This is a genomic window from Streptomyces sp. NPDC018019 (genome assembly GCF_044327805.1).
GTDB lineage: Bacteria > Actinomycetota > Actinomycetes > Streptomycetales > Streptomycetaceae > Streptomyces.
The window spans coordinates 296775-309198 of sequence record NZ_JBIRGD010000003.1 but is presented as its reverse complement, the minus strand read 5'-3'; the positions used below and the strand labels follow the sequence as shown (position 1 = coordinate 309198).

The window sequence follows — 12424 nt, the reverse complement described above, 5'->3', positions numbered from 1 at the left end:
TGCCAGCCCGCTTTACGTAGCGGCGTCGGTACGAGCCCGTCAGGACCCGCCGCTCCCCGTGCCGTGCCCGGCGCCGTTCCCCCCGCCCAGAGCGGCATCCAGTGCCCCCACCACATCCGCGATCAGGTCCGCCGGCTCCTCCACGCCGACCGAGAAACGGATGAATCCTTCCGGCACCGCGTCGCCGCCCCATCGCCCGCGCCGCTCCGCGGAGGACCGTACGCCGCCGAAGCTCGTCGCGTCGTCCACGAGTGTCAGCGCCGCCAGGAAGCGTTCCGCGTGCGCGCGGCCGGGCAGCGTGAAGGAGACCACGGAGCCGAAGCGGCCCGCGCGCATCTGCCGTACGGCCTGCTCGTGCGCCGGGTCGGAGGGCAGCCCGGGGTGCCGCAGACCTGTCACCTCGGGGCGTTCGCGCAGCGCCGTCGCGAGCGCGAGGGCGCCGTCGGACTGCTGGCGCACCCGCAGGGCGAGCGTGGCGAGCGACCGGTGGGCCAGCCACGCCTCCATGGGGCCGGGGATCGCGCCGACGGTCTTGCGCCACATCCGTACGGAGCCGGCGAGCGCCGCGTCGCGGGTCGTGACGTATCCGAGGAGCACGTCGCCGTGACCGGTCAGCGCCTTGGTGCCGCTGGCCACCGAGAAGTCGGCACCGAGGTCCAGGGGGCGCTGGCCCAGCGGGGTGGCCAGGGTGTTGTCGACGGCGACGAGCGCGCCGCGCGCGTGCGCGGCTTCGGCCAGCCGCCGGATGTCGCAGACGTCCAGGCCGGGGTTGGACGGGGTCTCGATCCACAGCAGCCGGGCGCCGTCGAGGACACCGAGCTGCGCGTCGTCCGCGGTGGGGGCCGTACGGACCTCGATGCCGTAGCTCTCCAGGCGCTCGCGGACCGCGGGCAGCAGCTGGTAGCCGTCGCTCGGGAGCACGACGGCGTCACCGCTGCGCAGGCAGGAGAAGAGGACGGCGGAGATGGCGGCCATCCCGGAGGCGAAGGCCACGGTGTGCGCGGGCTCGTCCGGGGACTCCAGCTCGCCGATGGCCGCCTCCAGCCGGGTCCAGGTGGGGTTGGAGTCGCGGCCGTAGGTGTACGGGCCGGTGGGGTCGCCGGGCAGGTGGTAGTGCGCGGCGAAGACCGGGCCGGGGAGGGACGGTTCGTACGCCTCGACCGCCGGGAGCCCGGCCCGTACAGCTCTGGTGCTGTCTCCTGTCATGCGCTTGTCTCCTCGTGAATACGGGTGGACCGATGAACCTGGAAGCCGGAATTCCGGAACTACGCCCCCGGGCTCTCCGGATTCACGGCCCCGGGCTTCCGGCCGCGAGCTCCGGACTTCCGGCGTCGGGGCCCCGGGCTTACGGCGAGGCCGCCGTCACGGCGAGGCCGCTGTGACGGCTGGGCTGCCGCCTGCCCCATAGGACGCGGTTCCGGCGCTCAGCGCCTCCCTGTCGGCAAGACGCCCGGTTTGGGCCAGAGATTCCCGCACGGCCACCAGCAGCCCTTCGCAGGCGGCCTCGACCATCTCCAGGCATTCCTCGAACCCTTCCATACCGCCGTAATACGGGTCGGGGACGTCCAGATGGTGGGAGGGCGCGAAGGAGTACGGGTCCGTGCCGCCGGAGGACACGGCCGCGTCGTACGAGCGCAGCAGCCGCACCTTGGCCGCATCCTCGGCGGAGGGCGCCAGCCGCCGCAGCGCGCGCAGGTGCCCGTCGTCCAGGGCGATTACCAGATCGCGCGAACCGAACCAGTCGGCCTGGAACTGCCGGGCGGTGTGGTCCTCCTCGTAGCCGGCGGCCCGCAGGACGGCGACGGTACGCGGATCGGCGCCGTCCCCTTCGTGCCAGCCGCCCGTGCCGGCGCTGTCCACCGCGACCAGCCCGTCAAGGCCGGCTTCCTCGGTCCGGGCGCGGAAGACGGCCTCGGCCATCGGGGAGCGGCAGATGTTGCCGGTACAGACGAAGCAGACGCGGTACGGCGTGGCCGCCTGCGGACGGGGCGCGGCGTCCGGCGCCGGCGCTGCCGCCGCCGAGGCCGGTGGGGTTATCGGGAGGTGCACGTACTCAGTCCCTGTCGTCGGGCAGCACCACGTGCATCGCCCAGGAGACGATCGAAATGATCACGCCGCCCAGTACGGCGGTCCAGAAACCCTCCACGTGGAAGGCGAGGTGGAATTTATCCGCCAGCCACGACGTGAGCAGCAGCATCAACGCATTGATCACGAGCGTGATGAGGCCGAGGGTGAGGATGAAGAGGGGGAAGGACAGCAGCTTCACCACGGGTTTGACGACGAAGTTCACCACACCGAAGAGCAGCGCGACCAGGATCAGCGTCAGCGCCTTGCGCCCGGTGTTCTCACCGGTCAGTGTGATGTCCTTCAGCAGCCAGATGGCCACGGCAAGCGCCGCGGCATTGGCGATCGTCTTGACCACGAAATTCTTCATGGTGAGATCGTCGCAGACGAGACGGACTCTTCGAGGGGTGCCAACGGCGATGAAGGCTTTCAGGCTCGACGAACTGGAGGCGGAGCGGGCCGCGAACGACGGCGCGTATCTGCAGTTCCTGCGGGAACGGAACATGTCGGTCGGGCTCTACGCCCTCGACGCCGGCAGCGTCGACCCGCAGCAGCCGCATGACCAGGACGAGGTGTATCTGGTCGTCAGCGGCCGGGCGGCGATCACCGTCGGCATGGAGACGACCTCGGTGGCGCGCGGCAGCATCGTGTACGTGCCGGCCGGAGTGCCGCACAAGTTCCATCACATCAGCGAGGACCTGCGGGTCATGGTGGTCTTTTCTCCGCCCGAGAGCTGAGGCGGACCCCCGGGGACCCGTAGGGGACGGTTCAGGGGAGGGCCGGGGACGCGCGGCCGCCGTTCCGGCGTACGCCGTCCTAGCATCGATGGTGCAGGGGGGAACAGAGCTTCGGAGCCCCCGGGCCCGCGGCGCCGGGCACGCACCACGGATACGGGACGTTGAACAGGTCCACGGACCGCGGACCGCGTGATCAAGGCATCACATCGGCACAGCGACAAGCGCGAGGACTACGCAGAAAGCAGGGCAGAGCAATGGCCGGCAAGGGGACGTTCGCAGGACTTCCGTGGTGGGTGACGTGGGTCGCGGTGCCCGTCGTCCTCCTGGTGGTGTTCGGCAGCCTGATCGCCAGTGCGGTCGGCTTCCTGATCGGCCTGCTCTTCAAGGTCCTGGTCGCGGTGGCGCTGATCGCCGGTGTCGTCTATCTGGTGCGCAGGCTGACGGGCTCCTCGTCCTCCTCCTCGCGCAGCGAGTGGTGACGGGGGCGACCGAGCGGTACACCGGGGGCCGGGCCGAGCCTGACCGGTTCGGGCCCGCGCCCCGCAGCCCCGAGCCCGAACGGTGGGTCCCGAGCCCGGATCCCGGCCCCTGAACACCGATCCCTGGGCCCCACCGGCCCCGGGCCCTGAGCCCGAGCACCGAACCCCTGCCCATAGCGCCCCGCCCCGCTCCTCCACGGAGCGGGGCGTTCCGCTTCCCGGCCTCCGACCGGTGCCGCCGCCCACCTCCTCCCCCCCAGGCTGAGTCGACTGGGCGGCAAAAGCCTCTGCCACCCCGTGCGGCCAAGCTAGAGTGCGGTTCGCAGGCGTCTTCCGGATGGTGACGTTCCGGAAAATAACGAGTGAGGCAAGCCCGGGCCGGGCGTCGACGATGAGGCCCCCTGGGAGGCACGGGCGAAGCGGGAGCGGCTTTCGCCGTCGGGGCCGCCCCGCGCCCCGGCGACCCGACCAGGGGGTGGCGTTGGCGATGGTGAACGGTGAAGCCGTTTCGCACCCGACTTTGATCGGCTCGGTGCAGCGGGCGCTGCGCCTGCTGGAGGCGGTGGGCGGGCACTCCGCCGGCGCGCCCGCCAAACAGCTGGCCAGAGAGGCGGGGTTGCCGCTTCCCACGACGTACCACCTGCTGCGGACCCTCACGCACGAGGGCTATCTGCGGCGTGAGAACGGTGTGTTCGTCTACGGTGAGGCCGCCGGCGCGATCGGGCGGGCGGGGGCCGAGCGCCGCCGCCGTACCGAGATGGGCGACGCGCTGGCGTCCGCGGGCAGACAACTCGACGCCGCGGTCTACTTCGCCGTCTACCGGGCGGGCGAGGTGGAGGTGGTGGCCGCCACCGACGACCCGCGACGGCCGCGGGTGGCGGAGTGGGCGGACTTCCGTACGACCGCGCACGCGCACGCGATCGGCCAGTGCCTGCTGGCGCAGCTCGACGAGCAGGCCAGGAAGGACCATTTGGCGCGTTATCCGGTACAGCCGTTGACGCCGTATTCGGTGCGGTCCGAGGACGACTTGCTGCACCGCCTGGACAGCGTGCGGCGCGCCCAAGTCGCGTACGAGCAGCAGGAATATGCCTTGGGCACAGTATGCTCGGCCATTCCCATCCAGGTCGGTTCGGCGGCCGCGACCATGGCGATTTCCCTTCCCGCGAGCGACGCTCAACGCCTACACTGCGTTACCGATCGACTACGCAGGATGGCGGAGGCGACGTTAACGACACTCGCTTTCTCTATCAGTATCTGAAAAATCACTCCTTGTGATCCGCTTGCACGTGACCGACGATGGCGTCAATGGGGCCAAGAGGGATGATTCCTGGCCATCTCCGACCAAGTACGGGGCAGAGGCTGATGACCGACACAGTTCAGGCAGAAGTGATCATGAGCTTCCTCGTGTCCGAGGAGCTCGCTTTCCGTATCCCGGTGGAGCTGTTCTTCGACTCCGCGGACCCCTACGCGGTCAGCTTCACCTTCGACCTTCCCGGTGATGTGCCCGTGACCTGGGCGTTCAGTCGGGAACTGCTGCTCGACGGGTTGAGCAAGCCGTCCGGTGAGGGCGACGTGCGCATCGGCCCGTCTTCCTCCGAGCACCTCAGCGACGTCTTCATCGGCCTTCAGGTGGGTGACGAACGGGCGTTGTTCCGCGCCGGCGCGCCGCCGCTGGTGGCCTTCCTCGACCGTACGGACCGACTGGTACCGATCGGGGAGGAAGAGGTGTGCGACACGCTCGACTCGACATTGGACCGCATTCTTTCGGAGGCGCAGAAGGCGGGATGACAGGCGGCCGGAGGCCCGGTGGTTCCGTGCGTCGGCGGGCCGTTGCCGTCCGCCCGGCCGGCTCAGCGTGCACGCCGCCGCTTGCCGCGCCCGCCGCGCACGGACCGCCGGCCCGCGCCGCGCCCCGCGTCCGTGTCCCCGGCCCCGGCGCCCTGCCCCGAACCGGATCCCTCGACACCCCCGGCGCCCCGGTCCGCCGAGACGACGAGCGCCGCCAGCAGCGTGGTCAGCGGTACGGACGCGACCAGACCGATGCTGCCCACCAGGGTCCGGACGATCTCCTCGGCGACCACCTCGCTCGTGGCGACCGTACCGACGCTGCTCTGCGCGATCGAGAACAGCAGGAGCAGGGGCAGCGCGGCGCCCGCGTAAGCGAGGACGAGCGTGTTGACGACGGACGCGATGTGGTCCCGCCCGATCCGCATCGCCGAGGAGTAGAGCTTGCGCCAGCCCGCCGACGGGTCGGCCTCCTTCAGCTCCCATACGGCGGCGGTCTGTGTGACGGTCACGTCGTCGAGCACGCCCAGGGAGCCGATGATGATGCCCGCGAGCAGCAGACCGCGGATCTCGATGTCCGGGTACAGGCCGTGCACCAGCCCGGTCTGGTCGTCGGTGTTGCCGGTGAGCAGGGCCCAGCCGATGAAGAGCGAGCCGAGCAGGCCGATGAGCAGCAGGGAGACCAGCGTGCCCAGGACGGCGACGGACGTACGCGCCGTCAGCCCGTGGCACATGTAGAGGGCGACCAGCATGATCGCGCTGCCTCCGATCACGGCGACCACCAGGGGATTCGAGCCCTGGAGGATGGCGGGGAGGATGAACAGCGTGAGCACCGCGAAACTCACCACCAGCGCGACGAGCGCGAGCACCCCGCGCAGCCGTCCGACCACGACCACCGCCGCGGCGAAGATGGCGGCCAGTACCCACATCGGGACGGTCCGGTCCACATCCGTGACCGAATACTGCAAATCCTTGGGCGCCTTGGGCGCATACGCGACCACTACACCCTGACCGACCGTGTAGTGCCGCGTGGCGTCCGGCGTCACGATCGACTCGAACCGCCGGCCGGTGTCCTTGCCGGTGGTCACCTCGATGACCGCCCGCTCGCAGTGCTGGGGCCGCGACGGGCCCGCGGGCGAAGACGGTTGCCGCTGCGACGGTTGCTGTTGCTGCTGCGCGTGTACGTCCGCGCAGTTCACCTCCGCCACCTTCACGACCTTCGCCTTCTCGGTCGGCTGGTCGAAACCGACACCGGACGGCTGGTGGCCGGGCGCGCCGCCCGGCCACAGCACGACCAGCCCGGCCAGGACCGCGACGGCGAAGGGGATCAGCACGGCGGCGATGACCTTGCGCAGATGCCGGGAGACGGGGGCGGCGGGGCCGTGGCCATGGCTGTGCCCGTGCCCATGACCGTGGCTGTTGCCGTGTCCGTGGGCGCGGGCGTGGGCATGCCGGTCACCGGAACGGCCGTCCGGGGCGTCCGTGGTACCCGAGGCGTCCGGGGCCCGGCCGTCACCCGGCACGGCGTGCCGAGGACCGGCACCGTGTCCGTGCGCCGGACCGGAAACGTGGTGGTGCGCGGAGTGCGAGGGCTCGTTGCTGGTCACCGCCCGATCATCGCAAGAACCGGCAGGGCCCCCTGTTCACCGCGCCACACGGGCCGCTACCGTGGTGGCACCTTTGCAATCGCGGGAGCTCGGAGCACCGGGCTGAGAGGGCGCTGACCCCCGTACGGAACGACCGGCCGAAGCCGGTGACGCCGTCACGGACATCGCTGCGTCGACCGCCGAACCTGTTACCGGGTAATGCCGGCGTAGGGAGTGGGTCTTCATGACTCTGCAGGATGCACGCACGCCCGAAAACGGCCGGGGCTCCGCCAAGGAGATCGGCTGGCACAAGGGCTACCTCACCGGATCGCGGCCCGACCTGCGGGTCCCGGTCCGCCGTGTGCACCTCACCAACGGCAAGGACGTGACGCTCTACGACACGTCAGGGCCGTACACCGATCCCAACATCGAAACGGACGTCCGCCGCGGCCTGGCGCCGCTGCGGGAGAACTGGATCATCAGCCGGGGCGACACCGAGGAGTACGCGGGCCGGCCGCCCCGCCCCGAGGACGACGGCCTCAAGCACACCTCGCCGCGCGGCGGCCTGAAGAACCTCGACGCGGTCTTCCCCGGCCGCCCCCGGCAGCCCCGCCGGGGCCGGGGCGGCGCCGCGGTCACCCAGCTCGCGTACGCGCGGCGCGGCGAGATCACGGCGGAGATGGAGTACGTCGCGATCCGCGAGAACGTCGCCCCCGAGTTCGTACGGGACGAGATCGCGGCCGGCCGGGCGGTGCTGCCCGCCAACGTCAACCACCCGGAGACCGAGCCGATGATCATCGGCAAGAACTTCCTGGTGAAGGTCAACGCGAACATCGGCAACTCCGCCGTCACCTCTTCGATCGAGGAGGAGGTCGAGAAGATGACCTGGGCGACCCGCTGGGGCGCCGACACGGTCATGGACCTGTCCACCGGCCGCAACATCCACACCACCCGCGAATGGGTGCTGCGCAACTCCCCCGTGCCGATCGGCACCGTCCCCCTCTACCAGGCACTGGAGAAGGTGGACGGCAAGGCCGAGGAGCTGACCTGGGAGATCTACAAGGACACGGTCATCGAGCAGGCCGAACAGGGCGTGGACTACATGACCGTGCACGCGGGCGTGCTGCTGCGCTACGTGCCCCTGACGGCCCGGCGCAAGACCGGCATCGTCTCGCGCGGCGGATCGATCATGGCGGCGTGGTGCCTGGCCCACCACAAGGAGTCGTTCCTCTACACCCACTTCGAGGAACTCTGCGAGATCCTCGCCTCATACGACGTCACGTACTCCCTCGGCGACGGCCTGCGCCCCGGCTCCATCGCGGACGCCAACGACGAGGCGCAGTTCGCGGAGCTGCGGACGCTCGGCGAGCTGAACTCGATCGCCAAGCGGCACGGCGTGCAGACGATGATCGAGGGCCCGGGACATGTCCCGATGCACAAGATCAAGGAGAACGTCGACCTCCAGCAGGAGATCTGCGAGGAGGCCCCGTTCTACACGCTGGGCCCGCTGACCACCGACATCGCGCCCGCGTACGACCACATCACGTCGGGCATCGGCGCGGCGATGATCGCGTGGTGGGGCACCGCGATGCTCTGTTACGTCACGCCCAAGGAGCACCTGGGCCTGCCGGACCGGGACGACGTGAAGACCGGCGTCATCACGTACAAGATCGCGGCCCATGCGGCGGACCTGGCCAAGGGGCACCCGGGCGCCCAGGAGTGGGACGACGCGCTGTCCGACGCCCGTTTCGAGTTCCGTTGGGAGGACCAGTTCAACCTGGCCCTCGACCCGGACACGGCCCGTGCCTTCCACGACGAGACGCTGCCGGCGGAGCCGGCGAAGACGGCGCACTTCTGCTCCATGTGCGGCCCGAAGTTCTGCTCCATGAAGATCTCTCAGGACATCCGCCGCGAACACGGCGGTGATCTGGCGACCGCCACGGAGGCGGAAGCGGAGGCCGGCATGGCCGAGAAGTCGAAGGAGTTCGCGGCGGCGGGGAACCGGGTGTATCTGCCGATCGCGGAGTGACGGACGGCCCGCTGGAACGGAACGCTCCGGCAGGATAGGTTCTCAGCGCGCGGGCCCGAAGTCACACCTACGGCATGTGACTTCGGGCCCGCGCGCCCCTCTAACCGTCCGCTTGGCGCGGCCGTCAGCGGTTCATGACGTACCTCGGCGTTCCGTCGGCGGTGACGCCGGTCTGCCGGATGCAGCCCCGTTTCAGCAGTATCCGCAGCGAGTCGTGCACACGGTGCTCGGTCAGGCCGGTGCGCCGGGCGATGGTCCCCAACGGGTGTACCGCCTCGCCGTCGTTGACGAGGGCCGGGAGGATGTAGGCGGCCACGGACCAGATGTCCCCGGTCACCACCAAGTGCCGGTTCTTCCAGTCCGCGAGGACGGCGTCCGCGGTCAGCCGGGGCGGCGCGTCAGGGCGCTGTGCGGACCCCAGCCTGTCGGCGATCCGGTCCAGCGAGTCGGCGATCCGGCCGAACACCCGCATCTCCTCGCGCCGCAGGGTGGCGTGTTCCTCGTCCAGGCGGAGGTTGCGCTCCTCCAGGCGGACGATGGCGTCGGCGACTTCCTGCGGCATGGCGTAGGCCACGGCGCCGCTGGGTGCCGGTTGTACGGGCGCCTTCTCCAAGGCGTATGAACCGTCCCGCTGTACGGCGGCGATGACCTCGGTCACCCAGTCCTTGAACGGCTCGGATTCAGGCTTGGTGCAGGCGTTCACGAGCAGGATGAGCCCCTGGAGGTTCACCATGTTCATCGACTTCTTGAGCCCCTGACCTGCGGACTTCTGGGAAGTGTCTACTCCGTAGACACTTCGGCAGAGATCACCGAGGGTTTGGAAGCATGACTTCGGTACGTGCCAGAGAAGTGCCTGGCGTGTGTTCACGTAGCCCAACTCGGTGGCCACGTCAGCAGCCGGGAACCAGTGTGTCCCGTCCGGCAACGTCAGCCTCCGTACCCGCGCTCCCGTGGCCGCGTACACGAAGTCGTTGATGTCGATCGCGTCCTGTTTCGCCGCTCGTCCGCGCGGCGTGTTCTGAGTGCTCATGGTGAGCATCACCTCCACCGCCGAACGTAAAGGCATGTTTGGGCCAACCAGGCGAATCTGCGCACAAGTTCACCCATTGGGGGCGGAGGTGCATGCAGGACGCCGCGGGACCGGTCCCCGGCCCCGCGGCATCGACGTGCCGGCTCTGCGGGCGCTATTCAGGATGGTGATCCGGACCCCCGTAATCCGGGCTGGTGAAGTCCGGGCTGGTGAAGCGGGGCCGGGGAGCGGCGGGCGGGCCGCCGTCCGGGCTGGTGAAGTCGGGGCGGGTGTAGCCCAGGGTCGGGATACGCCCGCCGTCGACGCCGCGGCGCGGTACGTACCGGGCCGTGCCGCGGCCGTTGACGGCCGCCGGGTCGGTCAGGGCCTCGCGCAGGAACGGCAGGATGCCGCGCTCCAGGAGCGCCTGGCGCCAGGCGTCCCGTGCGAGGTCCACTTCCCGGGACCGGCCGTCCCGGCCGTCCCCGGTGCGTGGCGCGCGCAGTGAGGTCGAGCCGTTGCGCCAGGCCGCGTGGACCAGGCTGGCCATGGCGACCAGGGCCCCCGCGGCGGTCAGTGCCGCGAAGACCCAGCCCACGCTGATCATCGGCTGGGCGGCGGCCGGGTCGGTCCCGATCGTGCGCAGGACATAGCCGATGACCAGGAAGAGGATGGCGGCGATCCCCGCCAGGACCGGTGCCAGTACCGCGAGCATCGCGGCCAGCCCGGCACCGGCGGACTCCGCCGCCTCGGTCACGGACGCGGCGAGGTCCATCCCCGGGGCGTCCGACGGTGTGCTCTTCTCCTCGCGGCCGTCCACGGCGCCGGCGTCCGGTGCGGGGGCCGGAGCGCGCAGTTCGTCGCGGAGCCGTACGTAGTGTCGGTATTCGGCCGTCGCGCATGCGGCGATGGCGGACGTGGCGCTGAGCGCCATGGTGCGCAACTGCTCGGTGTTGAGGTGCTTCACCGCCGCGGAGGCCGTTTCGGGCCGGTATTCCGCGGTGCGCAGCGCCTCGTCGAGGAGCCGCGCGAATTCCGCGCGGTCCTCGTTCAGCAGGTGCGGAGCGCTGTTCATGTGCATCCCCCGATGCTCCGTAGGGCCGTACAGGCCGGCGTGGGCCGGGCAGTGGGCGGAAACGGAGGAGAGCCTGCTACGGATAGACCGATGGTAGAGCGCCTCCGGCACGGGGTGACAGGGTGTTTGCGGAAATAGGGACCGCTCCTGTTCGGCTGGGACCCCGCTGCACCACTTCCCTACCTGCCGCTACCCCTGCCCGGATAACGGTCAGCCAGTCAGGGGAAGTTGTACGACCAGTAGTTTTCCGGCCATGGTGATCCCGCCGTCCATGGCGATGGCCAGTCCGTCGGCGTAGACGTGCGGTCCGTCGACGGCGACGCCCTCGCCCTCGTCGTCCTCGCCGCCGACCTCGCCGAGGAGGTACGGGATCGGGCTGTGCCCGTGCACGACGCGCTCGCCGCCGTAGGTGTCGAGCAGTTCGCGTACGGCCAGCGGGCCCGCTTCCTCGTCGCGGAAGGCGAACCGCTTGGTGAACTTGCGGAACAGGTCCCAGACCTCGTCGGCGTCGCTGCGCGTGAGGACCTCGTGGACGGTGTCGTTGACGTCCTCGATGGAGTCGCCGTACTCCAGGTAGGCGGTGGTGTCGGAGTGCACGAGCAGGTGCCCGTCCTCCTCCATGACGGCGTCCAGGCGGGCCATCCACTGGAGGTGGTGGTCCTGGAGGCGGTCCATGTCGGACTTCTGGCCGCCGTTGAGGAGCCACGCCGCCTGGAAGGACGCGGTGCCGGCGCCGGACTGCACGGGGGTGTCGCCGAACCGCTTGGCGCCCAGCAGCAGCAGCTCGTGGTTGCCCATCAGGGCCTTGCAGTAGCCGCCGGCCGCCGCGGCCTCGGCGGACAGCTGCATGACGAGGTCGATGACGCCGATGCCGTCCGGGCCGCGGTCGGTGAAGTCGCCGAGGAACCACAGACGGGCGTTGCCCGCGGCCCACTGGCCGTCGGCGTCGATGAGGCCCTCGGCGGCGAGCGCCTCGCGCAGCTCGTCGTAGTAGCCGTGCACGTCGCCGACCACGTACAGGGGGCCGCCGCCCTCCTTCTGCTGCTCGGACGGTACGGCCGACTCGGGTACGGCCGTCAGGTCGACGGTCGGCCGGTCGATGAGGGTGTCCGTACGGGTGACGGGCGGCAGATCCGCACGGCCCGTCGTCTGGCCGTGCCCGGCCGGGGCGCCGGCGCCGATCACCGGGAGGGCGCGCTCGGTGGGCGTGTACTCGGGAGGCATGCCGTGCGGTACATCGGGCGCGCCGACGGCGGCCGGCGGCATCGCCGGGGGCGGCGGGACCGCGGGCGCCGGGGGAATCGGCGGAGCAGGCGGTTGTACCGGAGCCGGAGGTTGTGCCGGCATGGTCCGCACCATGGGTCCCACACTGGCCCCCTGAGTCATCGACCCCTCCACCGTCGCGCCGCCGTGCACCTCGCGGACCTTGCCTGGTCGACGGCGGTCCGTGGTGTCGTGCGCCCATCATAGGAATGCCGCTCGCGGCTTGTGACGCACCCGGGGGTGGTCAATCGCACGACGCCCGGTGTTCGCTGCCGATTTCTCCGGGTTCGGGGCGATTTTATCCCGGTCGGCGGGGTGTCCGGCCGACGGCACGGCGGTGGCGCGACATGACGAAGTGGCCCGGCGGCGCGCCGCCGCGGCGCCTGATGGCAGGCGT

At 70.5% G+C, this 12424-nt stretch carries 12 protein-coding genes and 1 riboswitch; of the genes, 5 read left to right on the top strand and 7 right to left on the bottom strand.

Translation table 11 applies throughout. From position 1 onward, the window contains the following. Nucleotides 1-39 precede the first annotated feature (39 nt). The 3 genes from ACH4FX_RS07290 to ACH4FX_RS07280 all read right to left on the bottom strand — a co-directional run bounded on the left by ACH4FX_RS07290 (nt 40) and on the right by ACH4FX_RS07280 (nt 2434). On the bottom strand, nt 40-1206 hold the full coding sequence (locus ACH4FX_RS07290; RefSeq protein ID WP_398476040.1) for a cystathionine gamma-lyase: 1167 nt from the start codon (nt 1204-1206) through the stop codon (nt 40-42). A gap of 156 nt (nt 1207-1362) precedes the next feature. After that, a complete protein-coding gene (locus tag ACH4FX_RS07285; protein WP_398476415.1) occupies nt 1363-1920 on the bottom strand; it encodes a low molecular weight protein-tyrosine-phosphatase in 558 nt (185 codons plus the stop codon). 133 nt (nt 1921-2053) lie between these two features. Continuing rightward, nucleotides 2054-2434: a phage holin family protein gene (locus ACH4FX_RS07280; RefSeq protein ID WP_398476038.1), complete on the bottom strand. Its 381-nt coding sequence runs from the start codon at nt 2432-2434 to the stop codon at nt 2054-2056. A gap of 49 nt (nt 2435-2483) precedes the next feature. Here ACH4FX_RS07280 and ACH4FX_RS07275 point away from each other — a divergent pair, with 49 nt between their 5' ends. The 4 genes from ACH4FX_RS07275 to ACH4FX_RS07260 all read left to right on the top strand — a co-directional run bounded on the left by ACH4FX_RS07275 (nt 2484) and on the right by ACH4FX_RS07260 (nt 5068). Beyond that, nucleotides 2484-2801 (top strand): cupin domain-containing protein, encoded by a 318-nt coding sequence (locus ACH4FX_RS07275; protein WP_398476037.1) that lies wholly within the window; start codon nt 2484-2486, stop codon nt 2799-2801. Nucleotides 2802-3055: 254 nt separating this feature from the next. After that, nucleotides 3056-3280 carry a DUF5326 family protein gene (locus tag ACH4FX_RS07270; protein ID WP_398476035.1) on the top strand — a complete coding sequence of 75 codons (225 nt, stop codon included), beginning with the start codon at nt 3056-3058 and terminating at the stop codon, nt 3278-3280. Between the two features lie 487 nt (nt 3281-3767). After that, nucleotides 3768-4538: an IclR family transcriptional regulator gene (locus ACH4FX_RS07265; protein WP_398476413.1), complete on the top strand. Its 771-nt coding sequence runs from the start codon at nt 3768-3770 to the stop codon at nt 4536-4538. A gap of 104 nt (nt 4539-4642) precedes the next feature. Beyond that, nucleotides 4643-5068, top strand: coding sequence for an SsgA family sporulation/cell division regulator (locus ACH4FX_RS07260; RefSeq protein ID WP_398476033.1), 426 nt, complete (start codon nt 4643-4645; stop codon nt 5066-5068). A gap of 62 nt (nt 5069-5130) precedes the next feature. Here the strand turns inward: ACH4FX_RS07260 and ACH4FX_RS07255 are convergent, their stop codons facing one another. Next, nucleotides 5131-6672 (bottom strand): YibE/F family protein, encoded by a 1542-nt coding sequence (locus ACH4FX_RS07255; RefSeq protein ID WP_398476031.1) that lies wholly within the window; start codon nt 6670-6672, stop codon nt 5131-5133. Nucleotides 6673-6743: 71 nt separating this feature from the next. Continuing rightward, nucleotides 6744-6902, top strand: a riboswitch (TPP riboswitch). On the opposite strand from ACH4FX_RS07255, the gene thiC reads away from it, so the two are divergent. Continuing rightward, the gene (gene thiC / locus ACH4FX_RS07250) at nt 6896-8680 is read left to right on the top strand and encodes a phosphomethylpyrimidine synthase ThiC (RefSeq protein ID WP_398476029.1); all 1785 of its coding nucleotides are present in this window, start codon (nt 6896-6898) and stop codon (nt 8678-8680) included. (Overlaps the previous riboswitch by 7 nt.) Nucleotides 8681-8804: 124 nt before the next feature. On the opposite strand, the gene ACH4FX_RS07245 is transcribed toward thiC, so the two are convergent. From ACH4FX_RS07245 to ACH4FX_RS07235, 3 genes are all read right to left on the bottom strand, one after another. Next, entirely contained in the window at nt 8805-9710 is a 906-nt protein-coding gene (locus ACH4FX_RS07245; RefSeq protein ID WP_398476027.1) for a Bro-N domain-containing protein, read from the bottom strand. A gap of 154 nt (nt 9711-9864) precedes the next feature. Beyond that, nucleotides 9865-10770 carry a hypothetical protein gene (locus ACH4FX_RS07240; RefSeq protein WP_398476026.1) on the bottom strand — a complete coding sequence of 302 codons (906 nt, stop codon included), beginning with the start codon at nt 10768-10770 and terminating at the stop codon, nt 9865-9867. A gap of 204 nt (nt 10771-10974) precedes the next feature. Continuing rightward, nucleotides 10975-12123 carry a metallophosphoesterase gene (locus ACH4FX_RS07235; protein ID WP_398476024.1) on the bottom strand — a complete coding sequence of 383 codons (1149 nt, stop codon included), beginning with the start codon at nt 12121-12123 and terminating at the stop codon, nt 10975-10977. Nucleotides 12124-12424: the final 301 nt, after the last annotated feature.

Bases quoted from the DNA above. Each gene is read 5' to 3' on its own strand.
- ACH4FX_RS07290 (WP_398476040.1), bottom strand. From the start codon at position 1,206: ATGACAGGAGACAGCACCAGAGCTGTACGGGCCGGGCTCCCGGCGGTC.
- ACH4FX_RS07285 (WP_398476415.1), bottom strand. From the start codon at position 1,920: ATGGCCGAGGCCGTCTTCCGCGCCCGGACCGAGGAAGCCGGCCTTGAC.
- ACH4FX_RS07280 (WP_398476038.1), bottom strand. From the start codon at position 2,434: ATGAAGAATTTCGTGGTCAAGACGATCGCCAATGCCGCGGCGCTTGCC.
- ACH4FX_RS07275 (WP_398476037.1), top strand. From the start codon at position 2,484: ATGAAGGCTTTCAGGCTCGACGAACTGGAGGCGGAGCGGGCCGCGAAC.
- ACH4FX_RS07270 (WP_398476035.1), top strand. From the start codon at position 3,056: ATGGCCGGCAAGGGGACGTTCGCAGGACTTCCGTGGTGGGTGACGTGG.
- ACH4FX_RS07265 (WP_398476413.1), top strand. From the start codon at position 3,768: ATGGTGAACGGTGAAGCCGTTTCGCACCCGACTTTGATCGGCTCGGTG.
- ACH4FX_RS07260 (WP_398476033.1), top strand. From the start codon at position 4,643: ATGACCGACACAGTTCAGGCAGAAGTGATCATGAGCTTCCTCGTGTCC.
- thiC (WP_398476029.1), top strand. From the start codon at position 6,896: ATGACTCTGCAGGATGCACGCACGCCCGAAAACGGCCGGGGCTCCGCC.
- ACH4FX_RS07245 (WP_398476027.1), bottom strand. From the start codon at position 9,710: ATGAGCACTCAGAACACGCCGCGCGGACGAGCGGCGAAACAGGACGCG.
- ACH4FX_RS07240 (WP_398476026.1), bottom strand. From the start codon at position 10,770: ATGCACATGAACAGCGCTCCGCACCTGCTGAACGAGGACCGCGCGGAA.
- ACH4FX_RS07235 (WP_398476024.1), bottom strand. From the start codon at position 12,123: ATGGTGCGGACCATGCCGGCACAACCTCCGGCTCCGGTACAACCGCCT.